This window comes from Solwaraspora sp. WMMD792 (assembly GCF_029626105.1).
Classification (GTDB): Bacteria; Actinomycetota; Actinomycetes; order Mycobacteriales; family Micromonosporaceae; genus Micromonospora_E.
Window position 1 is genome coordinate 4424696 of sequence record NZ_JARUBH010000009.1, and the last position, 25872, is coordinate 4450567.

22 protein-coding genes are annotated in these 25872 nt (G+C 72.5%); 14 read left to right on the top strand and 8 right to left on the bottom strand.

Features of this window, described 5'->3' with window-relative positions:
- Positions 1–124: 124 nt before the first annotated feature.
- Positions 125–1054, top strand: coding sequence for an LLM class F420-dependent oxidoreductase (locus O7629_RS20655; protein ID WP_278171106.1), 930 nt, complete (start codon positions 125–127; stop codon positions 1052–1054).
- 133 nt (positions 1055–1187) lie between these two features.
- Positions 1188–1979, top strand: coding sequence for a hypothetical protein (locus O7629_RS20660; RefSeq protein WP_278171107.1), 792 nt, complete (start codon positions 1188–1190; stop codon positions 1977–1979).
- 68 nt (positions 1980–2047) lie between these two features.
- Here O7629_RS20660 and O7629_RS20665 read toward each other — a convergent pair whose 3' ends face one another.
- The 3 genes from O7629_RS20665 to O7629_RS20675 all read right to left on the bottom strand — a co-directional run bounded on the left by O7629_RS20665 (position 2048) and on the right by O7629_RS20675 (position 5139).
- A complete protein-coding gene (locus O7629_RS20665) occupies positions 2048–2722 on the bottom strand; it encodes an ATP-binding cassette domain-containing protein (RefSeq protein WP_278174608.1) in 675 nt (224 codons plus the stop codon).
- 201 nt (positions 2723–2923) lie between these two features.
- Positions 2924–3907 (bottom strand): methylmalonyl Co-A mutase-associated GTPase MeaB, encoded by a 984-nt coding sequence (gene meaB, locus O7629_RS20670; RefSeq protein ID WP_278171108.1) that lies wholly within the window; start codon positions 3905–3907, stop codon positions 2924–2926.
- 44 nt (positions 3908–3951) lie between these two features.
- Positions 3952–5139 carry an acetyl-CoA C-acetyltransferase gene (locus O7629_RS20675; protein ID WP_278171110.1) on the bottom strand — a complete coding sequence of 396 codons (1188 nt, stop codon included), beginning with the start codon at positions 5137–5139 and terminating at the stop codon, positions 3952–3954.
- A gap of 76 nt (positions 5140–5215) precedes the next feature.
- Between O7629_RS20675 and mce the strand changes: the two genes are divergently transcribed.
- The 3 genes from mce (at position 5216) to O7629_RS20690 (ending at position 9701) form a co-directional block, all read left to right on the top strand.
- Positions 5216–5701, top strand: a complete 486-nt coding sequence (mce, locus tag O7629_RS20680; RefSeq protein ID WP_278171113.1) for a methylmalonyl-CoA epimerase — start codon at positions 5216–5218, stop codon at positions 5699–5701.
- A gap of 549 nt (positions 5702–6250) precedes the next feature.
- Positions 6251–7501, top strand: coding sequence for a DivIVA domain-containing protein (locus O7629_RS20685; RefSeq protein ID WP_278171114.1), 1251 nt, complete (start codon positions 6251–6253; stop codon positions 7499–7501).
- 283 nt (positions 7502–7784) lie between these two features.
- Positions 7785–9701 carry a hypothetical protein gene (locus O7629_RS20690; RefSeq protein WP_278171116.1) on the top strand — a complete coding sequence of 639 codons (1917 nt, stop codon included), beginning with the start codon at positions 7785–7787 and terminating at the stop codon, positions 9699–9701.
- Between the two features lie 60 nt (positions 9702–9761).
- Here O7629_RS20690 and O7629_RS20695 read toward each other — a convergent pair whose 3' ends face one another.
- Complete coding sequence (locus O7629_RS20695; RefSeq protein ID WP_278171117.1) at positions 9762–10436, bottom strand: acyltransferase; 675 nt, start codon at positions 10434–10436, stop codon at positions 9762–9764.
- Positions 10437–10831: 395 nt separating this feature from the next.
- On the opposite strand from O7629_RS20695, the gene O7629_RS20700 reads away from it, so the two are divergent.
- Genes O7629_RS20700 through O7629_RS20735 form a run of 8 tightly spaced genes read left to right on the top strand, consistent with a single transcriptional unit; the run spans position 10832 to position 19160 of the window.
- The gene (locus O7629_RS20700; protein WP_278171119.1) at positions 10832–11887 is read left to right on the top strand and encodes a Gfo/Idh/MocA family oxidoreductase; all 1056 of its coding nucleotides are present in this window, start codon (positions 10832–10834) and stop codon (positions 11885–11887) included.
- Positions 11884–12939: an SDR family NAD(P)-dependent oxidoreductase gene (locus O7629_RS20705; protein ID WP_278171121.1), complete on the top strand. Its 1056-nt coding sequence runs from the start codon at positions 11884–11886 to the stop codon at positions 12937–12939. The genes O7629_RS20700 and O7629_RS20705 overlap by 4 nt, the downstream gene beginning before the upstream one ends.
- The gene (locus O7629_RS20710; RefSeq protein WP_278171122.1) at positions 12936–14084 is read left to right on the top strand and encodes a DegT/DnrJ/EryC1/StrS family aminotransferase; all 1149 of its coding nucleotides are present in this window, start codon (positions 12936–12938) and stop codon (positions 14082–14084) included. Before O7629_RS20705 ends, O7629_RS20710 begins: the two co-directional genes overlap by 4 nt.
- Positions 14081–14836, top strand: coding sequence for an acetyltransferase (locus O7629_RS20715; RefSeq protein ID WP_278171123.1), 756 nt, complete (start codon positions 14081–14083; stop codon positions 14834–14836). Before O7629_RS20710 ends, O7629_RS20715 begins: the two co-directional genes overlap by 4 nt.
- The gene (locus O7629_RS20720; RefSeq protein WP_278171125.1) at positions 14833–15963 is read left to right on the top strand and encodes a DegT/DnrJ/EryC1/StrS family aminotransferase; all 1131 of its coding nucleotides are present in this window, start codon (positions 14833–14835) and stop codon (positions 15961–15963) included. Before O7629_RS20715 ends, O7629_RS20720 begins: the two co-directional genes overlap by 4 nt.
- Positions 15964–15977: 14 nt before the next feature.
- The gene (locus O7629_RS20725; RefSeq protein ID WP_278171127.1) at positions 15978–17255 is read left to right on the top strand and encodes an MFS transporter; all 1278 of its coding nucleotides are present in this window, start codon (positions 15978–15980) and stop codon (positions 17253–17255) included.
- A complete protein-coding gene (locus O7629_RS20730) occupies positions 17255–18274 on the top strand; it encodes a hypothetical protein (protein ID WP_278171129.1) in 1020 nt (339 codons plus the stop codon). The genes O7629_RS20725 and O7629_RS20730 overlap by 1 nt, the downstream gene beginning before the upstream one ends.
- Before the next feature lie 19 nt (positions 18275–18293).
- Positions 18294–19160, top strand: a complete 867-nt coding sequence (locus O7629_RS20735; RefSeq protein ID WP_278171131.1) for a DUF6492 family protein — start codon at positions 18294–18296, stop codon at positions 19158–19160.
- Between the two features lie 8 nt (positions 19161–19168).
- On the opposite strand, the gene O7629_RS20740 is transcribed toward O7629_RS20735, so the two are convergent.
- Positions 19169–20569, bottom strand: a complete 1401-nt coding sequence (locus tag O7629_RS20740; protein ID WP_278171132.1) for a hypothetical protein — start codon at positions 20567–20569, stop codon at positions 19169–19171.
- A gap of 237 nt (positions 20570–20806) precedes the next feature.
- On the opposite strand from O7629_RS20740, the gene O7629_RS20745 reads away from it, so the two are divergent.
- Positions 20807–21880 carry a glycosyltransferase gene (locus tag O7629_RS20745; protein WP_278171133.1) on the top strand — a complete coding sequence of 358 codons (1074 nt, stop codon included), beginning with the start codon at positions 20807–20809 and terminating at the stop codon, positions 21878–21880.
- 78 nt (positions 21881–21958) lie between these two features.
- Here the strand turns inward: O7629_RS20745 and O7629_RS20750 are convergent, their stop codons facing one another.
- The 3 genes from O7629_RS20750 to O7629_RS20760 are packed head-to-tail and all read right to left on the bottom strand — an operon-like array spanning position 21959 to position 25867.
- Positions 21959–23074, bottom strand: a complete 1116-nt coding sequence (locus O7629_RS20750) for a glycosyltransferase family 2 protein (protein WP_278171134.1) — start codon at positions 23072–23074, stop codon at positions 21959–21961.
- An 11-nt stretch (positions 23075–23085) separates the two neighbouring features.
- Positions 23086–24663, bottom strand: a complete 1578-nt coding sequence (locus tag O7629_RS20755; RefSeq protein ID WP_278171136.1) for a lipopolysaccharide biosynthesis protein — start codon at positions 24661–24663, stop codon at positions 23086–23088.
- Positions 24653–25867, bottom strand: coding sequence for a glycosyltransferase (locus tag O7629_RS20760; RefSeq protein ID WP_278171137.1), 1215 nt, complete (start codon positions 25865–25867; stop codon positions 24653–24655). The genes O7629_RS20755 and O7629_RS20760 overlap by 11 nt, the downstream gene beginning before the upstream one ends.
- Positions 25868–25872 lie beyond the last annotated feature (5 nt).

Here is a 25872-nt window from a genome sequence, read left to right on the forward strand (position 1 = left end):
AGGGTAAACCGGGTTGGGTTCCAGGAGCGCGGTGCTGGCCGGTCAGGTCCCCGACGACAACGTCTCCTACCGGGCGTACCGGTGCGCCCGGCCCGGTCGTCCTGGCCGGCCTATGCTCGACGGCGTGGACTTGCGGATCTTCACCGAACCCCAGCAGGGTGCCAGCTACCAGCAGCTTCTCGCGGTGGCCAGATGCGCCGAAGACGCCGGATACGATGCGTTCTTCCGGTCCGACCACTATCTGGCGATGGGCGACAGCGACGGGCTGCCCGGCCCCACCGACGCCTGGACGACCCTCGCCGGGCTGGCCCGGGACACCAGCCGGATCCGGCTCGGCACCCTGATGACCGCCGCAACCTTCCGCTATCCCGGCCCGCTGGCGATCACCGTCGCGCAGGTCGACGAGATGAGCGGCGGGCGGGTCGAGTTCGGCATCGGGGCCGGCTGGTTCGCCGCCGAGCACACCGCGTACGCGGTCCCGTTCCCGCCGCTGGCCGAGCGGTTCGACCGGCTCGACGAGCAGCTGGCGGTCATCACCGGCCTGTGGGAGACCCCGGTCGGCGACACCTTCGACTTCCAGGGCAAGTACTACCAGGTCACCGACTCGCCGGCGCTGCCCAAGCCGGTGCAGCGGCCCCGGCCGCCGGTACTGCTGGGTGGGAAGGGCCGCAAGCGGACCCCGCAGCTGACCGCCCGCTACGCCGACGAGTTCAACGTGCCGTTCGAGGGCCTCACCGAGTCGGCGCGGCTGTTCCAGCAGGTCCGGGCGGCCTGCGTCGAGACCGGCCGCGATCCGGACGGCCTGCGGCTGTCCAACGCGCTGGTGCTGTGCTGCGGTCGCGACGACGCCGAGGTGGCGCGCCGGGCGGCGGTCATCGGCCGGGAGCCGGACGAGCTGCGCGCGAACGGCCTGGCCGGCACGCCGGCCGAGGTGGTGGACAAGATCGGCCGGTACGCCGAGATCGGCGCCCAACGGATCTACCTGCAGGTACTCGACCTGGCCGACCTCGACCACATCGAACTCGTCGCCGCGGAGGTGGCACCGCAGTTGTGACCCGCTGCTGGGCCGGCCGGTGTCGGAATGCCGGCCGTGTCGGCTTGGCGGCTGCCGCAGCCGGCATCTGGGTCGCTCCGGGCTGCGCCGACGTATCGATCGTGGGCAGTGGCGGCGGATCTGCACCGGAATCGTGTCCACCAGCAACGGGCCGCTGACTGCCGAGCAGACGCTCTGGGTGGCCGTGCTGTTGGCCGGTCCGACGGCGCTGCTGAGTGGGCTCACCGCAGCCCGTGAGGGAGGGCTGCGCTTCGCGGGCGGCGCGGGCCCGATCCAGATACTGGTCGACGGTGACCGGCAGTACCCGGATCTGCGTCGTCGGCTTCCCCTCGACATGCCGGCCGTGCTGGTCCGGCGGACCACGGTGATGCCCGAGGAACATCGCCAGGTGGGTCGCCCGATGCGTACCAGCATGGCGCGGTCGCTGGTCGATGCCGCCGGACGGGCCCGCTCCGACGACGAGGCGCAGGCGATCATCGCCGCCGGATGCCAGCAACGCCGGGTCGTTCCGGCGGAAATCCTCGCCGCCCTACGCTGGCTGCCCCGGGTCCGGCGACGCCGGCTGATCGCCGCTGCGGCAGCCGACGCCAATGGTGGGGCGACCGCGCTGTCCGAGATCGATTTTGTCCGGCTCTGCCGGCGGCACCGACTGCCGCCACCGGACCTGCAACAGCGGCGCAAGGACCGGGCCGGACGGGTGCGATACCTCGACGCATACTGGCGTCGGTGGCGACTGCACGTGGAGATCGACGGAGCACACCACATGGACGTACGCGAGTGGGCGGCGGACATGCGGCGGCAGAACGACGTGTGGATCGCTGGCGACCGAATTCTCCGTTTCCCGGCCTATCTGATCCGGGTACGCCCAGCCGAAATCGTCGACCAGTTGAGCGCAGCGCTCCGGGCGGCGGGTTGGCCGGGCTGAACCGGCCCGCGCTGCCCGAGTGCGCCGCGATCTAGAAGAATCATGGTCGATATACCGGCCAGATCCTTCTAGATCACTTGTCGGTCGGGCCACTGCCGGGTCAGTTCGGCCCGGCCGTCGAGCAGGTGCAGCTCGGCGTCGCAGGCGGCAGCTGCCTCCGAGTCGTGGGTAGCGAAGACGACGGCTGCACCCCGGTCAGCCTCGGCCCGTAGTAGGTCGAGGACCAGCTGCCGGTTGGCCGCGTCCAGCTCGCTGGTCACCTCGTCGGCGAGCAGCACGTCACCGCGCAGCGCCAGCGCCCGGGCCAGCGCGGTCCGCTGCTGCTGGCCGCCGGAGAGCTCCTCGACGAGTTGGTCGGTCTGACCGGCGAGGCCGAGCCGGTCGAGTGCCGCCGCGCCGGCCCGCCGCGCTTCCGCCGGGCTCATCCCGACGGCGATCAGCGCCACCTGCAGGTTCTCCCCTGCGGTCAGTACGGCGGCGAGGCCGTTGTCCTGTGGGACCAGCACGACCTTGCGGTCCACGGCGTGGTCGCGGTCGCGCAGCGGTTCACCGCCGAGCGAGACGGTTCCGCCGATCGGCCGCAGCAGGCCGGCCATCGCCGACAGCAGGGTCGTCTTGCCCGCACCGGACGGCCCGGTGACCGCCAGCAGGTGACCGGGTCGCACGGTCAGCGTCACGTCACGCAGCACCGGCTCGGCACCGAGGTAGCCGACGGTGGCAGCCGCGAGCTCGATGATCGGCAGATCGACGGTGGTAGGCACCCGCCGACCCTAGCGGACCTAGCATCGGCGCGCCGACCGCGCGTACGGGAGCAGCCTGATCGGCACGGTACGGAAACACGGGGTGGAGAGCGGGAGCAGCACAGGTCAGCGCGGTGCCGGAAACAGCCAGGTCAGCGCGGTGTCGGGGTGGGCCCGGTCAGCTCGGTGTCGGGGTGGGCCCGGTCAGCGCGGTGTCGGGGTGGGCCCGGTCAGCTCGGTGAGCAACCGATCGGCGGCGGCGTACGGGTCGAGCCGGCCGGCGAGCACCTCGACGGCGAGTTCGGCGGGCAGCGTACCGCCGCGCAGCGAGCTGATCCGCCCGCGCAGCGTGCCGATCGCGATCGCCTCGACCTCGGCGGCGACCCGCCGGGCCCGACGGGCGGTGAGCTCGCCCCGGCCGGCCAGCCAGTCGCGGTGGCGTTCGATCGCGGCCACCAGATCGTCGAGACCGTCGCCGTGGGCGGCCACGGTCCGCAGCACTGGCGGACGCCAGCCGCCCGGGGCGGTGGCGGTCAGCGCGAGCATGCCCTTCAGGTCCCGTACGGTGCCGTCGGCGCCGTCCCGGTCGGCCTTGTTGACCACGAAGACGTCGGCGATCTCCAGGATGCCGGCCTTCACCGCCTGCACGGCGTCGCCCATGCCGGGGGCGAGCAGCACCACCGTGGTGTCGGCCAGCCCGGCCACCTCGACCTCGGCCTGCCCGACGCCGACCGTCTCGATCAGCACCACGTCGCAGCCGACGCCGTCGAGGACCCGCACCGCCGCCGGGGTCGCCGACGACAGCCCGCCGAGGTGGCCCCGGCTGGACATCGAGCGGATGTACACGCCCGGGTCGGTGGCGTGGTCCTGCATCCGTACCCGGTCGCCGAGGATCGCCCCGCCGGTAAACGGGCTGGACGGATCGACGGCGAGGACGCCGACCCGCAGGTTCCGGCCGCGCAGCACCCGGACCAGCTCGCTGGTGGTGGTCGACTTGCCGACGCCGGGAGCGCCGGTCAGCCCGACGACCAGGGCGTGCCCGGTGTGCCCGGCGAGTTCGGCGGCGATCTGCGGCAGCTGCGGCCCGCCGGACTCGACCAGCGTGATCAGCCGCGCCACGGACCGGGCGTCGCCGGCGCGGGCCCGCCGGACGAGATCCGGTACGTCGCGGGAGCCGCCCCTGCTCACCTGGCGGTCAGCGCCCGCAGTCGCCCCGCGGTCAGCGCCCGCAGTCACTTCGCGGTCGGCACCCGCAGGATCAGGGCGTCGCCCTGCCCGCCGCCACCGCAGAGCGCGGCGGCGCCGGTCCCGCCGCCACGCCGACGCAGCTCCAGCGCGAGGGTCAGCGCCAGCCGGGCGCCGGACATGCCGATCGGGTGACCGAGAGCGATCGCGCCGCCGTTGACGTTCACGATGCCTGGATCGACGTCGAGGTCCCGGGTCGACTGGACGCCGACGGCGGCGAACGCCTCGTTGATCTCGATCAGGTCGAGATCGGCGACAGTCATCCCGGCCTTGCCGAGGGCGTGCCGGATGGCGTTGGACGGCTGGGAGTGCAGCGAGTTGTCCGGGCCGGCGACGTTGCCGTGCGCACCGATCTCGGCGATCCAGTCGAGGCCGAGCGCCTCGGCCCGGGACCGGCGCATCACCACCACGGCGCACGCGCCGTCCGAGATCGGTGACGAACTACCGGCGGTGATGGTGCCGTCCGGGGTGAAGGCGGGACGGAGCCGGGCCAGCGTCTCGACGGTGGTGTCCGGCCGGATTCCCTCGTCGTTGAGCAGCCGGACCGGGTCGCCCTTGCGCTGCGGCACCTCGATCGGGGTGATCTCCTCGGCGAAGACGCCGTTCTTCTGAGCTACAGCGGCCCGCTGGTGGCTGGTGGCGGCGAAGGCGTCCTGCTCGGCCCGGCTGATGCCGAGCCGGGTGCCGTGCCGCTCGGTCGACTCGCCCATCGCGCAGCAGTCGAACACGTCGGTCAGCCCGTCCAGGGCCATGTGGTCGGCGACCACCACGTCGCCGTACTTGTAGCCGGCGCGCTGGCCGCGCAGCAGATGCGGCGCGTTGGTCATCGACTCCATCCCGCCGGCCACCACGACGTCGAACTCACCGGCCCGGATCAACTGGTCGGCGAGCGCGATCGCGTCGAGACCGGAAAGGCAGACCTTGTTGATGGTGAGCGCGGGTACGCTCATCGGGATACCGGCGCCGACCGCGGCCTGCCGTGCCGGCATCTGGCCGGTGCCGGCCTGTAGCACCTGGCCCATGATGACGTACTGCACCTGACCGGGGTTGACGCCGCCGCGACCGAGGGCGGCGGAGATCGCGGTCGAGCCGAGGGCGGTGGCCGGGAAGTCCTTCAGGTTGCCGAGCAACCGGCCCATCGGGGTGCGTGCGCCGCTGACGATCACCGAGGTCATGGATTCCGCCTCCGCACAGTGGGACAAGGCCGGGGTGCCGGCGACAACTTAACGATGGTTCGGTCAGACTATCGCCATGACGGAAGAAGCTCCCGCCGAGGCCGCTGCGGACTATGTCACAGACATCGGCCTGCTGAAGATCGATCATGTCGGGATCGCGGTGGCGGATCTGGACACCGCGCTCGATTTCTACACCCGGACCTTCGGCATGCGCTGCGTACACCTGGAAGTCAATCACGCCCAAGGGGTACGCGAGGCCATGCTCGCCGTCGGGCCGGTGCCCGACGGTGGTCAGGTGCAGCTACTCGCCCCGTTGTCTCCCGAGTCGACCATCGCCAAATTCCTGGACCGCAACGGCCCCGGGATGCAGCAGTTGGCGTACACGGTGGTGGACATCGACGCGGCGTGCGCCGCGCTGCGCGAGCGCGGACTACGACTGCTCTACGACGCACCCCGGCCGGGCACCGCCGGTTCGCGGATCAACTTCGTGCACCCGAAGGACGCCGGCGGCGTCCTGGTCGAGTTGGTCCAGCCGGCGGCGGCCCCGGCCCAGCCGGCCTGAGCCACGGACCGGCCCGGTCCCCTGGGCCACGGACCGGGCCGGTCGGCCCTGGGCCACGGACCGGGCCGGTCGGCCCTGGGCCACGGACCGGCCCGGTCGTCCCGACTGGCCGGCCAGTTCCCGGTCCGCTGATGCCGATCGACGGACCGGAACTGGTCGGTCGGGAATGCCGAAAGGAAGCGGGCCGGACAGCTTCACCGGTTTTCAGGTACGGCGTCCCGGCGGCGGGCCACCCGGCGTGACACCGGCGGCGGAACGGTTCGCCGGCGGGCGGCCCGTAGGCCGGGCATGACCCCACCCGACGTTGCCGGCGTCGCCCGGAAACACCCAGAGAAACCGCTCTGAGCTGCGCAGACGTCGCCCTGGCCGGGCTCCGGACGGGGCGCACAGCGATGACCCGACCACCCGAAAGACTTCGTTGCGTACGCACGCGCCTACAATTCGTATACCGATCGCCGGTCGGCCGAGAAAAGATGACCATGTCGGCTATCGTGGTGACGGGCAGTTCGCTCTTGCGAAACACCCAGGTACGTCTGCCACTATGTCTCAATGCCCCAGCAGCAGTCCTCCCTTGCGTTCTTCGATAACGCCAGCGCTCCGCACGACTTCACCGTCGTGCTTCGTGGCTACGACCGCAACCAGGTGGATGACCACCTGCAGCGGCTGGTAGCCGCCCTCACCCAGTCGGAGCAGGCTCGAGCTGAGGCCGAGCAGCGGATGAACGACGCGCAGCGCCGGCTCCGCCAAGCCGAGCAGCGGCTCAACGCGGTCGAACAGAAGCTCACCGACACCAACAAGCAGCTCGAGGAGAACAACCGGCCCACCCTCTCCGGCCTGGGGACCCGGGTGGAGCAGATCCTCCGGCTCGCCGAGGAACAGGCCAACGACCACCGCGGTGAGGCCAAGCGGGAGTCCGAGGGCATCCTCTCCGCGGCCCGGCTGGAGGCCCGGGAGATCACCGACAAGGCGCGGGCCGAGGCCGCCGCGATGAAGGCCGGGGCCGAGCGGGAGGCGGGCAGCGTCCGGACCGCAGCCGAGCGGGAGGCGGCCGAGGTCCGGGTGCAGGCCCGCCGCGAGGCGGACACGCTACGGGCCGACGCGGACCGGGAAACCAAGCAGCTGCGCGCGGTCACCGCACACGAGGTCGCCGAGCTGAAGTCGACCGTGGAGCGTGAGGTCGCCACTCTGCGGGCCACCGCGGAGCGGGAGATCACCCAGCTGCGGGCCAAGGCGGCCCGGGAGGCCGAGGAGAAGCGGGCCGAGGCCACCAAGTTGCTCACCGACGCCCGCGACAAGCGGGACAAGGATCTGCAGGCGCTGGAGCTGCAGCTGGCCGAGCGCCGGGAGAAGGCCGAGCGGGAAGAGTCGGAACGGCACGCTGCCCAGGTCGCGCAGACCCAGCGGATGGTCGCCGAGGCCGAAGGGCGCGCCCGGGCCGCCGAAGACCGGGCAAAGGAGATCGAGCAGCGCGCCGAGGCACGCCGGATCGAGTCCGAGCGGTCCGCCCAGGAGACCGTGGACAAGGCGAAGTCGCTGGCGGACAAGACCCTCAGCGAGGCGCGCAGCGAAGCCAACCGGCTGCTCACCGAGGCCCGGACCGAGGCCGAGCTGACCACCCAGGCCGCTCGCCGCGAGGTCGAGGACCTGAACCGGCAGAAGGACGCGGTCACCTCGCAGCTGGGCCAGATGCTCTCCGGCCTGGCCGGGATCGTTCCCGGCGTGCCGCAGGGCGGCGCGGACAGCGGCAAGGCCAAGGCCGACGACAGCGCCGAGCCGGTCAACGCCAAGTCGGCGAGCTGACCACCCGGTGCCGCACCGCTGCGGTGCACTGACCACCTGAACCACACCGACGAAGGGCCGCGCCGTACCACCGGCGTGGCCCTTCGCGTTCGGTGCCCGGTCCCCTGCTGTACGTGTCCCTGTCAGCCTGCCGCCCGGGGGCGACGCGCCTGGTCACCGCCGGTGTTGCGGCATACCCGCTGAGCGAATGGTTCACACCTGGCAAATCATCCGAAGTGACGCGCGTCCTGTCAGGAGCATGGGTATCGCCCCGCAACAGGGCGTTGCGTGTGAGGATGGAGCCATGGCGCAAGGCGAAGAACTCTTCAACCTTGACGGGGACTCCGGGTCCGGGCCCAGCTTCGAGCTGGCGCTGCGGGGGTACGACAAACGTCAGGTCGACCGTTACATCGCCCGTACCGAGAACGAGCTGGCCACGCTCGGCGCGGAGCGGGAACAGATCTACGTGCAGATGCACACCCTGGCCGCGCAGATCGAGCAGCTCCAGGCGGATCTGACCGAGGCCCGGCGGGAGACCAGCTTCCTGGACCAGGTGTCGTTCCGGCACCTCGGCCCCCGGGTCGAGCAGATCCTCGGACTCGCCGAGGACCAGGCCGAAGAGATCCGGTTCAACGCCGCCGAGGAGATCGACGCCCGCCGCGCCGAGGCCGAGCAGGTGCTCGCCGACGCCCGGCAGCAGGCCGACACCGCGATGCGCGACTTCGAGTTGGCGCTCTCCGCCCGCCGCGCCGAGGAGGACCGCGCCAACGCCGCCCGCCGCGCCGAGGCCGAGGCGACCGTGACCAGCGCCCGCGAGGAGTCGGACAACCTGCGGGCTGCGGCCGAGGCGGCGCTGGTAGCCGCCCGGGAGGAGGCCGACCAGCTCATCGCCACCGCCCAGCAGCAGGCCGACGACGCACTGCACGCAGCGCGGCGCGAGGCCGACGACACCATCAAGGCCGCGCAGCGGGAAGCCAGGCAGACCGTCACCACCGCCCAGGAGCAGGCCAGCAACGCGGTCAGCACCGCCCAGGAGACCGCCGACCGGACCCTGGCCGACGCCCAGGCCGAGGCCGAACGGCTGGTCACCCAGGCCCGGATGGACGCCAGCCGGATGGTCACCACTGCCCAGGAAGAGGCAACCAACCTGCGCGAGGCCGCCGAGGCGGCGGTCGCCGCCGCCCGGCAGGACGCCGAACGGATTCGCACCGAGGGCGAGGCCGCCGCCGAGTCGGCCCGTCGGGAGGCCGCTCAGGCCGTCGAGCAGGCCACCGAGTACGTCACCCGGACCCACGCCGAGACTGACGCGTTCGTCGCGCAGACCCGCGCCGAGCTGGACCAGGAGCTCACCGCCCGACGTGACCAGGTCGAGCAGGAGGTGACCGCGCTGCGCAGTACCGCCGAAGCGGAGGTCGCCGAGTTGCGCGACGGCGTACAGCAGGAGGTCGACCGGCGCCGCGCAACGATGGAGCAGGAGATCGGCGAGTTGCGGGCCGCCGCCGAGCAGGAGGTGGAGCAGTGGCGCGACACCACCCAGGAGATCATCGCGAACCAGCGCGGTGAGGCCGAGGAGTACGCCACCCACATCCGCTCCCGGGCCGAGGAGCAGGCGGTGACCATCCGCCAGCAGGCCGAGGAGTACGCGTTGAGCACCCGGGGCAGCGCCGACGAGCACGCCGCCAGCGTTCGGCGCCTCTCCGAGGAGCACGCCGCGATCGCCCAGCGTCAGCTGGCCAGCAGTCAGCAGCAGGTGGCGTCCGCCCAGCGTGAGGTCGTCTCCGCCGGTCAGCAGCTCACCGAGGTACTGCAGGAGGTCGCCGAGGCGCAGCAGGCCCTCGCTGACCTGCGGCACCAGATGGTGCTCACCCGGCAGGAATCCGACGAGGCACGGCGCACGCTCAGTGCGGTCCAGGCCGAGCTGGCCACCGAACAGCAACGGCTCGCCGGGATGCGGGAACCAGAGCCGGCGGCGCAGGAATTGGCGCGGGAACCAGAGCCGGCGGCGCAGGAGCTGGCACAGGAACCAGAGCCGGCGGAGCCGCAGCCCGAGACGGCCGCGCAGCAGGCCGAGCCGACAACGACGACTGTGCAGGCCCCGGAGGAGGCGTCGGAGGAGACCCTGCCGGTCGACGCGGTCCCGACCGAGGCGGTGTCGGTCGATCAGACCGCCGAGAAGGTCGCCGCGGGCGCGTCCGAGCGCAAGCGCCGTACCCACGCCTGACCCGGCGGCCGGCCCTCGGACCGCCGATGATCCTGCCGTACGGACGTGGGGTGGCCGGGCTCACTCCTCGGTGAGCTGCCCGTCGCGCTCGACGTGGCGCTGCCCGGTGCGGGGGCAGACGTACCGGCCGTCGCCGTCCGCGACCAGCGGTACGCCGGCCCGGCCGACCCAGCCGACCCGTCGCGCCGGTACCCCGACGACCAGCGCGAAGTCCGGTACGTCGCGGGTGACCACGGCACCGGCGGCGACCGTCGCCCAGCGGCCGATCCGCACCGGGGCGACGCAGACCGCCCGGGCACCGATCGCCGCGCCGGTGCCGATGGTGACACCGACCGCGGTCCAGTCGTCGCCGGTCTTCAGCCGCCCGTCCGGGGTGACCGCCCGGGGGTACTCGTCGTTGGTCAGCACCGCCGCCGGCCCGATGAACACTCCGTCGTCGAGTTGCGCCGGCTCGTAGACGAGGGCGTGGTTCTGCAGTTTCACGTTGTCGCCGAGCCGGACCCCCGGACCGACGTACGCCCCCCGGCCGATGATGCAGTTGCGGCCGACCGACGCGTCCTCGCGGACCTGGGCCAGGTGCCAGACACGGGTGCCGGCACCGATACTCGCCGTGTCGGCCACGTCGGCGGAGCCGGCGACGGTAGCGGCGGCGGTGGCGGAGCCGGCGGTGGCGGTGGCGGTGGCGGCGGAGCCGGTGGTGGCGGTGGCGTCCGGGCGCGCTGCGGTTGCACTCATAAGCCGTGATCCTCCCTGGTCACCGGCAGTGTGTCAGAGCTGCCGGAGGTGCGGCGCACACGGTAGGGGGTAACCGGTGCCACCGATGTCGGGAAACCGACCCTGTGCTGCGAAGCGGCCGACTCTCCGGCTGGAAGGAACCGACCATCCGGGCCGGCACTGGCCGACAGGTGGACCCGGGCCAACGAAGGTACCTCCTGACCGCGCGGTTGTGCCGGGTTTACGTCACAGTGCTGGCGTCGGCGTGGCAACGCTCGGTAGCTTCCCGAACGGACCCTCTCCGCCGGGCCCACCGGTGGGCCGCGCCCATCCGGCGGTGGCCCGGGTCGGCCCGGCTCCGCCCGGGTCAGCATGCCCCCCCGACGAAATGGACATCCGTGACTCATCCGCCTGCCATGCCGGACGAGCCCATCGGCGTAGCCGTCATCGGCGCCGGCTACTGGGGCCCCAACCTGGTCCGCAACTTCATGTCCAGCCCGGCGTTCCGGCTGCGCTGGCTCTGTGACCTCGATCTCGGTCGGGCCCGCACGGTGCTCGGCGACTACTCGACGGTCGGTGCGACCGACGACCTGGCCCGGGTGCTCGCCGACGACTCGGTGCGTGCCGTGGCGATCGCCACGCCGGCCGGCACCCACCTCGAGGTCGCCCTCGCCGCGCTGCGCGCCGGCAAGCACGTGCTGGTCGAGAAGCCGCTCGCCGCCAACCACGCCGACGGGACGCGGTTGGTCGCCGAGGCCGAGCAGCGCGGCCTGACCCTGATGTGCGACCACACCTACTGCTACACCCCGGCGGTGCTGCGGATCCGGGAAATGCTGCACTCCGGCGAGCTGGGCGAGCTGCACTACCTCGACTCGGTACGGATCAACCTGGGCCTGGTGCAGCGCGACATCGACGTCGTCTGGGACCTCGCCCCACACGACCTGTCCATTCTCGACTTCGTGCTGCCGCCGGGGGTACGGCCGGTGGCGGTCGCGGCGCACGGCGCCGACGGCATCGGCGCCGGCCGGGCCTGCGTGGCGTACCTCACCCTGCGGCTGAGCAGCGGCGCGATCGCCCACGTGCACGTCAACTGGCTGTCCCCGGTCAAGATCCGTACGACGATCATCGGCGGGTCGAAGCGGACCCTGGTCTGGGACGATCTCAACCCGGGCCAGCGACTCGCCCTGTTCGACCGGGGCGTCGACGTCGCCACCTCCGACGAACTCGGCACCGAGGCCCGCCGGGACATGCTGGTGTCGTACCGCTCCGGCGACATGGTCGCCCCGGCGCTGACCGAGCGGGAGGCGCTGCGCACCATGGTCGACGAATACGCCCGCGCCATCCGTACCGGCACCCCGGCGCTGACCGACGGCCGCTCCGGCCTGCGGGTGCTGGCCATCCTGGAAGCCGCCACCCGCAGCCTGGCCGCCGGCGGCACGATGATCCCGCTGGACGAGGAGCCCGCCGCATGACCGTCCCAGCCACTGCCGGGTCCACTCCCGGTGCCGCTCCCGCCGTCGACCTGGCCAACTCCACCGTCCTGGTCACCGGCGGCGCCGGCTTCATCGGCTCGCACCTGACCGAACATCTCGTCTCGCTCGGCGCGCAGGTCGTCGTGCTGGACAACTTCCGCAACGGCACCCGGGAGAATCTGACGTTCCCCGGTGCCGAGTCGGTCCGGGTGATCGAGGGCGACATCTGCGACCCGCAGACCTGCCGTGACGCGATGGCCGGGGTCGACGTGGTGTTCCACCTGGCCTGCCTCGGGGTACGCCACTCGCTGCACAGCCCGGTGGAGAACCACCAGGTCAACGCGCTCGGCACACTCAACGTGCTGGAGGCGGCGCGGGCCGCGCAGGTGTCCCGGCTGCTGTACGTGTCGACCTCGGAGATCTACGGCCGGGCCCTGGAGTTCCCGATCACCGAGCAGACCACCCCCTGGCCGCTGACCGTCTACGGCAGCAGCAAGCTCGCCGGTGAGCACTACGCCCGCTCGTACCTGGAGTGCTGGGGGCTGCCGGTGGTCTGCGTCCGGCCGTTCAACAACTACGGGCCACGGTCGCACTTCGAAGGTGACTCCGGCGAGGTGATCCCCCGGTTCATCCTGCGGGCACTGGCCGGGCAGCCGCCGGTGGTCTTCGGCGACGGCAGCGTCACCCGCGACTTCCTGTACGTGAAGGACTGCGTCGAGACGCTGGCCCGGGTCGCCGAGTCCACCGAGCTGGTCGGCGAGGTGGTCAACCTCGGGTACGGCGAGGAGCTGACCATCGGCCTGCTGGCCCGCACGGTGCTGGAGGCGGTCGGCCGACCCGACCTGCAACCGGTGTTCGAGCCGCCGCGCCCGGCCGACGTCCCCCGGCTCTGGGTGGACACCTCCAGACTCCGCAAGACGGTCGACTTCGCCCCCCGGGTGTCGTTGGCCGAAGGCATCGGCCACACCCTCGAGTACTTCCAGCGGTTGCTGCGCGAGCAGCCCGGTGCGCTGGAGCGGATGCAGACCAGGAACTGGAGCCAGCCGGCATGAGCGAAACCAGTCCGCGCCGCATCCAGGTGATGCTGCCGATGCTCGGCGAGGAGGAGGAGCAGGCCGCCGCTGCGGCGATCCGCTCCGGCTGGGTGGCCCAGGGCCCTCGGGTGGCGCAGTTCGAACGCGAGTTCGCCGCCGTCGTCGGCGCCGACCACGGGGTGGCGGTCAGCTCCTGCACCACCGCGCTGCACCTGGCGCTGGTGCTGCACGGCGTCGGCCCCGGCGACGAGGTCGTCGTGCCGTCGCTGTCGTTCATCGCCACCGCGAACGCGGTCCGGCACGCCGGTGCCGAGCCGGTCTTCGCCGACGTCGACCTGGCCACCGGCAACCTGACCGTCGAGACGATCGAGGCGGTACGCACCCCGCGTACCCGGGCGGTGATCGCGGTCCACCAGGGCGGGGTGCCGTTCGACACGGCCGCGCTGCGTACGGCGGCCGCCGGCTGGGGCCTGCCGCTGATCGAGGACGGTGCCTGCGCGGCCGGTTCCCGCGCGTACGGCCAGCCGGTGGGTGCCGGGGCGACGGTCTCCGCCTGGTCGTTCCACCCGCGTAAGGTGATCACCACCGGCGAGGGCGGCATGCTGACCCTGGCCGACGCCGACGGTGCGGCCCGGCTGCGCCGGCTGCGCGAACACGGCATGAACGTCTCCGCCGCCGACCGGCACGCCAGCGCCCAGCCGGTGCTGGAGGCGTACCTGGAGCCGGCGTTCAACTACCGGATGACCGACATCCAGGCGGCGGTCGGCCTGGTCCAGGTCGGTCGGCTGCCCGGCCTGGTCGCCGGCCGGCGGGCCCTCGCCGCCCGCTACCACCAGCTGCTCGCCGGCATCGACGGCCTGGTGCCGGTGGTCGATCCGGCGTACGGCGAGACCAACTTCCAGTCGTTCTGGGTACGGGTCGATCCGGAGTTCGGCGTCGGCCGCGACGACGTGCTCACCGGGCTGTCCGACGCCGGGGTGTCGGCCCGGCGCGGCATCATGGCCGCCCACCTGGAGCCGGCGTACGCCCACGTCACCCCGGCCCCGCTGCCGGTGACCGAGCGGCTGACCCGGGATTCGCTGATCCTGCCGCTGCACCACGCGCTCACCGAGGCCGACCAGGACCACATCGTCGCGGTGCTGCGCAAACTGGCCGGCCGATGAGGGACCTGCTGATCGTCGGGGCCGGCGGTTTCGCCCGGGAGACCGCCGCCGCTGTCGCGGCGGTCAACGCGGCGGCACCGACCTGGCGGCTGCGCGGTTTCCTCGACGACGATCCGGCGTTGCACGGCACCCGGCGGGTCGGCGTACCGGTGATCGGCGGCACCGACCTGGTCGCCGAGCTGACCGACGCGGCCGTGCTGGTCTGCGTCGGCAACCCGCGTAACTACCGGTCCCGGCAGCGGCTGGTCGAGCGGTTCGGCCTGCCCCCGCAGCGGTACGCCACCATCGTGCACCCGGCCGCCCGGATCGGTGCCGGCTGCACCGTCGGGCCGGGCAGCGTGCTGCTGGCCGGGGTGGACCTGACCGCCGAGGTGGCCGTCGGTGCGCACGTCGCGGTGATGCCGCAGGTGGTGCTGACCCACGACAACGTGATCGGGTCGTACGCCACGATCGCCTCCGGGGTGCGTCTCGGCGGCGGGGTGCGGCTCGGCGACGGCGTCTACGTCGGTGCCGGCGCGCTGCTGCGCGACGGGATCACCGTCGGTGCCTGGTCGCAGCTGGGCATGGGCTCGGTGGTGCTACGTGACGTACCCGCCGGCGAGGTGTGGGTCGGCGCGCCGGCCCGGTTCCTGCGCCGCGCCGACGCCCCGGCCAACGCCCCGGCCAACGCACCGGTTGACGGCCCGGCCGACGCCCCGGCCGGTCACCCCGCCGATCGAACGAACGAGTCGCAGTTGAGGAGTCACGCGTGAGCAGCATCCCCCTCGTCGACCTGGCCGCCGCCCACACCGAGGTGGCCGAGGAGGTCGACGCCGGTTTCAAGCGGGTCCTCGCCGGCACCGCGTTCATCGGCGGCGCCGAGGTGGCCGCCTTCGAGACCGAGTACGCCGCGTTCAGCGGCGTGCCGCACTGTGTCGGGGTGGCCAACGGCACCGACGCCCTGGAGCTGGCCCTGCGGGCGGTCGGGGTCGGCCCGGGCAGCGAGGTGATCCTGCCGGCCAACACGTTCATCGCCACCGCCGAGGCGGTCGCCCGGGCCGGCGCCCGGGTGGTGCTGGTCGACTGCGACCCGGCGACGTACCTGATCGACGTGGACGCGGCACTGGCCGCGGTCACCCCGGCCACCCGGGCGATCGCCCCGGTGCACCTGTACGGTCAGCTCGCCGAGGTGGACCGGCTGCGCGCCGGGCTCGCCAGCTTGTCCGCCACGGGGCAGGAGATCGCGATCGTCGAGGACGCCGCGCAGTGCCAGGGGGCGACCCGGCACGGCCGGGGTGCCGGTGCCGACGGGATCGCCGCCACCAGCTTCTACCCGGGCAAGAACCTCGGCGCGTACGGCGACGCCGGCGCGGTGGTCACCGCCGACGCCCAGCTCGCCGCTGACGTCCGGCGGATGTCGGCGCACGGCAGCGTCCGCAAGTACGTGCACGAGGTGGTCGGCTTCAACAGCCGCCTCGACGGGCTGCAGGCGGTGGTGCTGCGGGCCAAGCTGGCCCGGCTGGCCGACTGGAACGACCGACGGCGCGCCATCGCGGCCCGCTACCACGAGCTGCTGGCCGGCCTCGACGTGGTCCGGCCGGTGACGCTGGACGGCAACGTGCACGTCTGGCACATCTACTGTGTCCGGGTGCCCGGCGGAGCGGCCCGGCGGGACGCCGTGCTGGCCGCGTTGAACGCGGCCGGGATCGGCGCCGGCATCCACTACCCGGTGCCGGTGCACCTGACCCCGGCCTTCGCCGACCTCGGCTACCCGGCCGGGTCGTTCCCGCAGGCCGAGTCGACCGCGCCGGAGCTGCTGTCGCTGCCGATCTACCCGCAGCTGACCACCGGGCAGCAGGACCGGGTCGTCGAGGTGCTGGCCGCCGCGCTGGCGGGCTGACCGGAAAGTCCACCGTGTATGTCACCCTGCGCGACCGGCCCGACGCGAACCCGGGCGCCCCGGGCCGGGCCGTCGGCCGGCGGGTGTCCGGCACCGTGCTGCTGCTCGGCACGGTCAGCCTGCTCACCGACGTCTCCTCGGAGATGGTCGCCTCGGTGCTGCCGCTGTACCTGACCGCCGTGGTCGGGCTCAGCCCGGTGGCGTACGGCTTCGTGGACGGCGTCTACCAGGGGGTCAGCGCGCTGGTCCGGATCGCCGGCGGGTACGCCGGGGACCGTGGTGGGCACCCGAAGTGGGTGGCGGTGGTCGGCTACGGGGCGTCGGCGCTGAGCCGGATCGCCATGTTGCCGGCGCAGGGGTTCGCCGCGATCACCACGGTGATCACCACCGACCGGCTCGGCAAGGGGCTGCGCACCGCGCCCCGGGACGCGTTGATCGCCGCCTCGTCGGACCCGGCGATGCTGGGCCGGGCGTTCGGCGTGCACCGGGCGTTGGACACCTTCGGCGCCGCGCTCGGGCCGCTGGTGGCGTTCGCCCTGCTCGCCGCAGTCCCGGGCAGCTACGACTCGGTGTTCCTGGTGTCGTTCGCGTTCGCGGTGGTCGGCGTGGCGGTGCTGGTGCTGTTCGTGCCGAACCTGTCGACCACGGTGGGCGCGGTGCGCTTCGGCGTACGGCGGATGGTGGCCGAGGTGACCGGGGCCCGGCTGCGCCGGCCGCTGCTCGCCGCCGGCCTGCTCGGCCTGTCGACCGTCGGCGACGGGTTCCTCTACCTGACGTTGCAGGACCGCGACGACTTCGCCGCGTTGTACTTCCCGCTGCTGTTCGTCGGCACCAACGTGGCGTACCTGCTGTTGGCGGTGCCGATGGGCCGGCTGGCCGACCGGGTCGGCCGGGCGAAGGTGATGGTCGCCGGGCACGGCGCGCTGCTCGTCTGCTACCTGCTGGCCGCCGCGCCGGCCGGCCGCGTCGGGTTGACCGTCGCGGTGCTGCTGCTGCTCGGCGTCTTCTACGCCGCCACCGACGGGGTACTGCCGGCGCTGATCGCCCGGTTGGTGCCGGCCCCGGCCCGGGGCAGTGGGATCGCCGCCGCGCAGACGGTGGTGGTGCTGAGCCGGTTCGTCTCGTCGATCGCGTTCGGTCTGCTGTGGTCGGTGACCGGTCCGGCCGGTGCGGCGCTGGTCTTCGCGGCGGTCCTGGCCGGCGGCATCCCGGTGGCCTGGTGGCTGCTGCGTGGCGTGGACCGCGCTCCGGCGGCCGGCGACGCCGTCGTACCGGCGGGTGAGGGGTCCTGATGGGGCTGCGGGTCCGGCTGACGGTCCTCATCGCGATCGTGCTGCTGGTGACGTTCGGCGCCGGCGGGTACGTGTGGCAGGTGCGGCAGTCGCAGGCCCGGGTGCAGGCCGACGCCAGCCCGGTGCCGGTGCGGGCCGACCTGGCGGCGGTCCGCGCCGAGGCGCACCTGGTGTTCCGCTCCACCGCACTCGGCACCGGCTACGGCGAGGTCGCGATGACGCCGCTGTCCGATCCGGACGGGCCGCGGGCGTTGACCGGGGCGAGCTGCGAGCGGGTGTACGCGACCGACTCGCAGACTCTCTGCCTGTCCGCCGAGCGTGGGCTGCTCACCGTGTACCGGGCGCGGCTGCTGGACGCGGGGTTCGAGCCGAGGCTGGACCTGCCGTTGACCGGGATCCCGTCCCGGGCACGGTTGTCCCGCGACGGTACGCTGGCCGCGACCACATCCTTTGTGGCCGGCGACTCCTACGCCAACCCGGGCGAGTTCTCCACCCGTACGGTGATCAGCCGCACCGACGGTGAGGTGGTCGGCGACATCGAACAGTTCCCGCTCTACGTCGACGGCGAGCCGGTCACCGCGGTCGACAAGAACCTGTGGGGGGTCACCTTCGCCGACGACGACCGGTTCTACGCCACCGCCGCGTCGGGCGGCCGGACCTGGCTGGTCGAGGGAAGCATCGGCGAGCGCCGGATGGACGCGCTGCGGGAGGACGCCGAATGCCCGTCGTTGTCCCCGGACCGGACCCGGGTGGTGTTCAAGAAGCGCGGCGACCTGCCGCCCGGCCAGTGGCGGTTGGCCGTATACGACCTGGCCACCGGCGCCGAGACCATGCTGGCCGAGACCCGCAGCGTCGACGACCAGGTCGAGTGGCTCGACGACGGGAACGTCGTCTACGGGCTGCCCCGGGACGCGGACGGCGGCGCGGCGACCAGTGACGTGTGGCAGGTCCCGGCGGACGGTTCGGGCGCACCGCAGGTACTGGTGCACGATGCCTGGTCACCGGCGGTGGTCCGGTGACCCGACGAAGGAGATCATCTTGACGGAGCTTGCCGTGGTCACCCCGAGCTTCGGCCCGGATTTCGAGTTGTGCGCCGCGTTGCACCGCTCGGTGCTGGCCCACTCCCCCGCCTCGGTGCGGCATCACATCATCGTGCCCCGGGCGGACCTGCCCCGCTTCGGGGCGCTGCGGGGTGACCGCACGGTGCTGCACGACGAGGCCGAGTTCCTGCCGTCGTCGGTCCGGTCGCTGCCGGGGACGAAATACTCGGTGAACCTGCGCCGGCCGTTCCCGCCGCTACGCGGCTGGATCCTGCAGCAGGTGATCAAGTTGTCGGCGGCGGCCCGGATCCCGGCGGACGTCGTGGTGCTGGTCGACTCGGACATCGAGTTCGTCCGGCCGTTCTCCGCAGCGACCTTCCGGCGCGACGACGTCGTACGGTTCTACCGCCAGCCGGACGAGGTCGACCAGCGGCTGCCCCGACATGTCCGGTGGCACGAGGTGGCCCGCGCGTTGCTGGGGTTGCCGGCGCAGCCGCCACCGTACCCGGACTACGTCTCGTCCCTGCTGGCCTGGGATCCGGTGATCGTCCGGGGGTTGTTGCAGCGGATCGAGTCGGTCACCGGGCGGCGGTGGGCCGATGTCGTCGGGGCACAGCTGCACTTCTCCGAGTGGACGCTGTACGGCGTCTACGTCGACGAGGTGCTCGGCGGTCAGGCCGCGACCGGGTTCGCCACCACCGACAGCCGGTGCCACGCGTACTGGGAGGAGGTGCCGCTCGACGAGTCGTCGGTGGCCCGTTTCGTCGCCGGGATCGGCCCGGACGACGTGGCCGTGATGATCTCGGCGAAGTCGCGGACGCCGCTGGAGCTGCGCCGCGCGGCGATCACCGCGCTCACCGGCTGAGCGAGCGGTCAGTACGCGCCGCAGCTGGAGCCGCCGTCGACCCGGTAGACGTGCACGGCGTTGCCGTCGATGAACGAGTCGGTGAACTGGCCGTCGTCGGCGAGCAGGGTGCGGTCCTCGTCGAGCACGGTGATCCGGGCGTCACCGACGCACGGCAGTTGGAACGTCGCCTCGGCGACGCTGCCGCCGGCCGAGCTGGCGAGCAGGTAGAAGTGGCCGTCGTACCACTTGGTGGCCAGGTCGACTCCGGTGGAGACGCTGGCCACCCCGTCGGCGTACGGGGCGTTGAGCACCGGCGCGAGCCGGGTGATCCGGTCGTTGACCCCAGCCACGGCCGACCGCACCGGCGCGTAGCAGGGTTCCCGCAGGGCGTGCTGGCTCTGGCAGGGGCCGCTGAAGCTGTGGTTGAAGTAGACGATGCCCCGGGCGCCGTGGATGATGCTGCTCCAGACCGCCGCGACGACCTGCTCCGGGGCGATCGTCGGGTAGTGCTCCTCGTTGAACGGACGCCCGACCTCGACGAAGCTCCAGACCGGTCGGCTGCCGGGCGGCGAGACCAGGGACCGGACCCGGTCGACGGTACGGCCGTAGTTCGCGGCCCGGTGGCACAGCTCGGCGGGCAGCCGCTCGGCTCCGTCGACGGTGGTGAGCTGGTCGGGGTCGAAGAACCGGCCGCCTTCGCTGTGCCCGCAGATGCCACGGTCGGTGAACCAGTAGGTGTCGACCGACACGATGTCGGCGAACTCGTTGACGAAGCGGGCGGCATCGGCGTCGCTCTGCCAGAACGCTACGCCCTTGCCGTAGTTGACCATCCGCAGCCGCTGGTCGTCCGGCAGCCGGTCGAGGATGTCACGCTGCACGGTGTAGCCGCACTCGCCGTCGGCCGGTTGGCAGATGTCGCCCTGCCCCGGGAAGTTGCCGGTCCAGGGGTCGTCGCCGGGCCCGGCCCACATGTCGGCCTCGTCGGAGATCAGCCAGCCGCCGGTCTCGTCACCGTGTTCGCCGATCGGGCTGGTGATCGTGTGCATCCCGGCGGCCCGGACCAGGTCGAGGTTGGTGGTGCCGGTCAGCTCGACGTAGGTGTTGAGGCCGATCTCGGCGTCCTTGGCGGTGTCGGCGGGGTCGGTGACGCTTTCCAGCCAGACGCCGATCGGGAAGAACTCGGGACCGGTGGGCAGTGACGGGGAGAAGCGGTCGTAGAAGTCCGGGCCGCCGTCGACCGGGCGCAGCGTCGCACCGGCGCCACCCGCGGTGGCGACCGTACCGGGGGCGATCCCGGCGGCGACCGGACCGCGGACGGTGCCACCGATCGCCCACGCTGTACCGGCGACGACGAGCGCGCCGACGACGAGGCTGGCGATCAGGATCCAGCGCCCGCGCGGGCGGCGGGGTCCGGTAGCGACGACCATGGACGACCTTTCGAACGGTACCTGCCAGCACCGAGGGCGGCGCCGACCAGCAGTAGTCGGACAACCACCCTGAGCGGAACATCCGATGCTAACAACAGCCGGCGTCGACGACTGCCCGCTTTGTCCACTACAGTCCGTGTTCGGTGGCCACCTGTCCGGCAACCGACAGTAGTCGAAGCGGTGGTGGCGGCCGGGTACGATCACGCCGGTACCCGACCCCCGCTGCGGAGTTCTCACGTGATCAACCGTCTCGCGGACCAGGCCAAGGGCCTGGTCCGGTCCCGCCTTACGGCGGCAGAGCTCAACCGGCGGCAGGTCCCGACCTTCCGGACCACCGACGTACGGACCGGCACACCGACCGTCTACTACCTCGCGCCGGACAACCCGCGGCCCAGCGGCGGGGTACGGGTCATCTATCGCCATGTCGACCTGCTCAACGACATAGGCATCCGGGCGTACGTCATGCACAAGGACCCGGCCTTCCGCTGCACCTGGTTCACCAACCAGACACCCGTCGTCGCAGCCACGAACGCCACCCTCGGCCCGACCGACATCCTCGTCGTCCCCGAGTGGTACGGACCCGGGCTGAGCGCGATCCCGCGCGGGCCACGCCTCGTGGTGTTCAACCAACGGGCGTACGACACCTTCGACCACATCCCGTACCCGGATACCCGCCCCGGTGCGCCCTACGCCGACCTGCCCGGGATGACCGCGCTGCTGGCCGTCTCGCACGACAACGTCGAACTGCTCAGCCACGCCTTCCCGGACATCCCGGTCCGGTTGACCCGCAACGTGGTCGACCCCGACGTGTTCGCTTTCGGCAGCTGGCCCCGGCGACGGCACATCGCGTACGTCGGGCACCGGCGGGCCGACGAACGCGACCAGTTGCTGCACATCCTGCGGTCCCGCCGGGTGCTGGACGGCTGGGAGGTCACCCGGATAGCCGGACGCACCGAGGAACAGACCGCGGAGATCATGCGCGACTGCGCCGTATTCCTGAGCTTCAGCGACCGGGAGGGGTTCGGCATGCCGCCGGCCGAGGCGATGTCCTGCGGCGCGTACGTGGTCGGCTACCCCGGCCTGGCCGGCCGCGAGTTCTTCGACCCGGCCCACTGTGCGCCGGTACCCGACGGTGACCTGCTGGCCTTCGCCCGCGCCGTCGAGCAGACCTGCGCCGCCTGGGCCAGTGAGCCGGAAACCCTGGCCAAGCGGGCGGCGGCCGCCTCGGCGGCGATTCGCGACCGTTACACCGTCGCCGGCCTGCGCGACGACCTGACCGCCTTCTACCGCCCGCTGCTGACCCCCGGCTGACCGGCCCGCACGGCCCGCCCCGCCGATCCCCCGCCGGTCCCCCGCCCGGCGCCGGGGCCGCACCGGCCCGCACGGTCGTCAGATGCCGTGCCGGGTCCAGGTGCGGTAACGGGCGTCGTTGCGCAGTCGACGCTGCACCACGCTGGCGGCGAAGCCCGGCATCAGCGGGGCGAACCGTGGACCGACCGCCCGGCGCCGCTGCAGCCCGGCCCAGTGCGGCAACTGCTCCGCGGCCGGATACGTCTCCCGGGCGAACTCCACGTACCACTCGACCGGCTCGCGGTCGGTCAGCCGCCGGTCGTAGGCGTGACAGGCCGATTCGAGAGCCTCGGTGGCCAACGCCCGACGGGCCAGGTCGTGCAGCTCCCGGGCCCGGGGCAAGCTGCCACCGGGACCGTCGAACAGCACGTCGAAGGCGGTCCGCCGCTCGATCAGGTCGGTCCGCCGGCCGGACGCGGCGGTGACGCTGACGCTGGCCGCGTGTTCCCGGTGCCAGGCCTGGTCGACGCCGTCGACGTGACCGACATCGGAAACCGCCGCCACCCGCATCCAGGCCTCCATGTCGCAGGCGTAGCGCATCCGGCTGTCCCACGGGCCGACCTCGGCGTAGACGCTGGCCCGGACCACCGCCTCGGGAGTGGTGATGCAGTTGACGCCCAACCGGCACCGCTGCGCGATCCAGTCCTCGCCGGACCAGATCGTCCAACCGGTGACCTCGGACCGGAACTCGGTCGGCACCGCCCCGTGGAAGTGCACCGGATGGCCGTACACCAGACCGACCTCGGGGAACTCGTCGAACAGCCGCATCGCGCGGGTCAGCGCCCCCGGGGTCAGCAGGTCGTCCGCGTCGAGCCGGACGACGAACTCCCCCGTCGCCACCGCCAACCCGTCGTTGAACGCCACGCAGGGCCCGTGGTTGGTCTCGTTGTGCACCACGACCAGCCGAGGTTCGTCGGCCCGGAGGGTGGTCAGCACCTGCCGGGTGTCGTCGGTGGAGCAGTCGTCCACGACGACCACCTCGACCTCGACGCCCTGCTGGGAGAGCGCGCTGCCGATGCTCGACGGCAGGAACCGCCCGTAGTTGTAGCTCGGGATGATCACCGACACCCGTGGCGTACGGGCCGGATCACCGGCCGGGACCGGTGCCGGCACCCGGGTGCGGGGCAGCAGCGCGCGGCGGGCTGGCAGAGACACGGACACCTCTTTCAGGGTCGGACCGCCGTGGCGAGCGGCGTCGTCGGGGCAGGCGGCACCGGCGGGGGCGGACCGGTGGCCGGGCCGCCGTCACTCGATCCACGGTCGTCTGGCTCGCCGCCGCCCGGCTGGTCGGCCACCTGGTCGGCGACCTGGCCGGCCGCCTTGAGGTCCCGCAGCCGGCGCCGCAGCCAGGGCAGCAACGGCCCGGCGAACGCCACGGTCATCACGGCACCGCCGGCCAGCAACTGCCACAGCGTGCCCGGCACGGTACGCACCACCAGCAGGCCGAGCGCCACCGCAGGCACCGCCACGGCCAGCGGCAGCACCAGCGCGCCGGCCAACGCCCGCAGCCGGACCCCGTGCCGACGCAGCGCGAACGCGTACATCGGCAGGATGATCAGCGCGCAGACCAGCGCATGCCCGAACCCGGCACCGACCAGGCCGTACCAGCGCACGCCGAAGATCACTGCGGGGAAGAGCGCGACCAGCCAGACCACCTGGGCGACGAACAACGCCCGGCTCGCGCCGACCGCGATGAGGTAGGTCGCCACCAGGTCGAACAGCACTCGGAACGCCCCGAAGAAGGCCAGACCGGCCAACGCGTCGGCCGCCATCGACCAGCGTTGGCCGTACAGCAACGGCACCACGACACTGGCCAACCCGGACAGCAGTACGCCGACGAGCAGCGCGACGGTCCAGGTCAACGCGGCGGCCGAGACGAATCCGGCGGCCTTACGCCGGGGGTCGGTCACGGTGGCGAAGGCCGGCAGCGCCACCGCCCGGATCGCCACCCCGAGGGCGCTCATCGGCCACGTGGAGATGTTGAACGCCAGGGTGTAGAGGCCGAGCATCACCGTTCCGGCGGTGGCGCCGACGGTCAGGTGACCGACGTTCATCACCACCCAGGACAGTACGTTGGCGCCGGCCAATGGCACGCCGAACCGGATCAGGCTGTGGGCCACCGCCGAGTCGAACCCGAACGTCGGCCGGGACCGGGTCAGCACGAACTGCAGTACGGTCACCATCGACTGGGCGACCACCCGGGAGATCGCCAGCGACATCGCCCCGAACCCGAGCAGCACCAGGGCGACCGTGACCGTGGTGCTCACCACCAGGCTGGCACCGTCGAGGCCGAGCTGGGCCCGTTGCCGGAACTCCCGCTGCATGACCGCGTACGGCACCACCGACAGGCCGCTGAGCACCAGGGTCAACGACATCACCTGCACCACCGGGGTGGCCTGCGGGCTGTCCATCGCCGCCGACACCGGCCCGGCGGCCAGCGACATCGCACCGGCCAGGCCCAGGCTGGTCAGCAACGAGATGGTGGTGACGGTGCCGGCGCGGCCCTGCACCCCGTGCCGGATGATGTCCGCGCTCATCCCGAGGTCGGCCAGGGACATCACGATGGTCTGCACGGTCAGGGCGACCGCGAAGACACCGAACTCCTCCGGCGCGAGCAGCCGGGCCAGCAGGACGCCGACGCCGAGGCTGCCGATCCGCAGGGCGATGCTGTTCAGGGTGCTCCACGCGAGGGCGCGCTTGACCCGGGCACCGAGCGGGGCCGGTGCGGCTGCGTCAGCTGTCACTACCGCTCCCGGCCGCGGTCCGCCCGGCGGCGAACCGCTGTCGGGCCAGACTCGCCTTGAAGTTGAGCAGATGGGCGGTCGGATGGGCCATGGCTCCGGCCCGGCGCGGCAGGTTCAGCCGTTGCTCCACGGCGCGGGCGTAGATGTCCGTCTGCCGCCGGCCGGCGGCCTGCAGACTGAACCGCTCGACGACGGTACGGCGGCCGAACTCGCCCAGCTCGGTCCGCTGCCGCGGGTCGGTGGTGCCGAGTTCGGTGAGCGCGGCGGCGACCCGGCCGGTGCCGTCGGTGCCGTCGCCGAGACCGTAGAACCCCTGGTCGAGAAAGACCGGCAGGGTCTGCGGGGTGAGCGGTAGCCAGAACCCCTGCTCGCCCTGCACGACGACCGGCTTGGCGAAGGCCATTGCCCGCAACGCCGACGACCCCATGCCGATGACGATGTCGGCGGCGGCGTACGCGTCGTGCGGGTCGAGCATCGCGCCGGTGAGGGTGACCACCTCTGCGCCCCGCTCGGCGTTGGCCTTGTCGGCCGCCTGCTGGATCTCGGCGCGGGCCTCGCCGTCGCCGACGATCAGCAGCCGCATCCGCAGCGCCGGGTCGATGCCGATCATCGCCCGGGTCGCGGCGAGCAGTCCTTCGAGTTTGAGTGCCGCCGCCAACCGGGACACCGACACCACGGCGATCTCGTCGGCGGCGATGCCGAGGGCACGCCGGGCCGGCCCGGGATCGGTGACCGGGGCGTTGGCGTCGGTGTCGATGGGCGGTTCGATGACGTGCACCTCGGTCCGGTGCGGGCGTTCCTGGGCGGCGATCTGCTCGGTGCCGACGATCAGCGGCAGGTGCCGGGGCACCCAGGCCGGGACCTCCATGGAGAGCACGGTGACCACGAGCGGCACCCCCTGGCGCAGGTACGCGCCGTAGGCTGCCTCCAGGCTGGGTGCCCACTCGTAGGCGTGCACCAGGTCGATGCGGCGGTGCCGGACGACGTCGGCGATGGCGGCGACGTTGCGCGGTGACGGCGCCTCGCCCTTCGGCGGTGCCTGGACGAACTCCAGGCCCCACTCGTCGACCATGCTCCGCAGCTCGCCGTCCGGACCGTAGATGATCACCTCGTGCCCGAGCCCGGCCACTGTCGCCGCGATCTCGATGGCGTTGATCTGGCTCCCGCCGATCTCCATCGTGTGCAGGCAAGTGAGGATACGCACCTAGT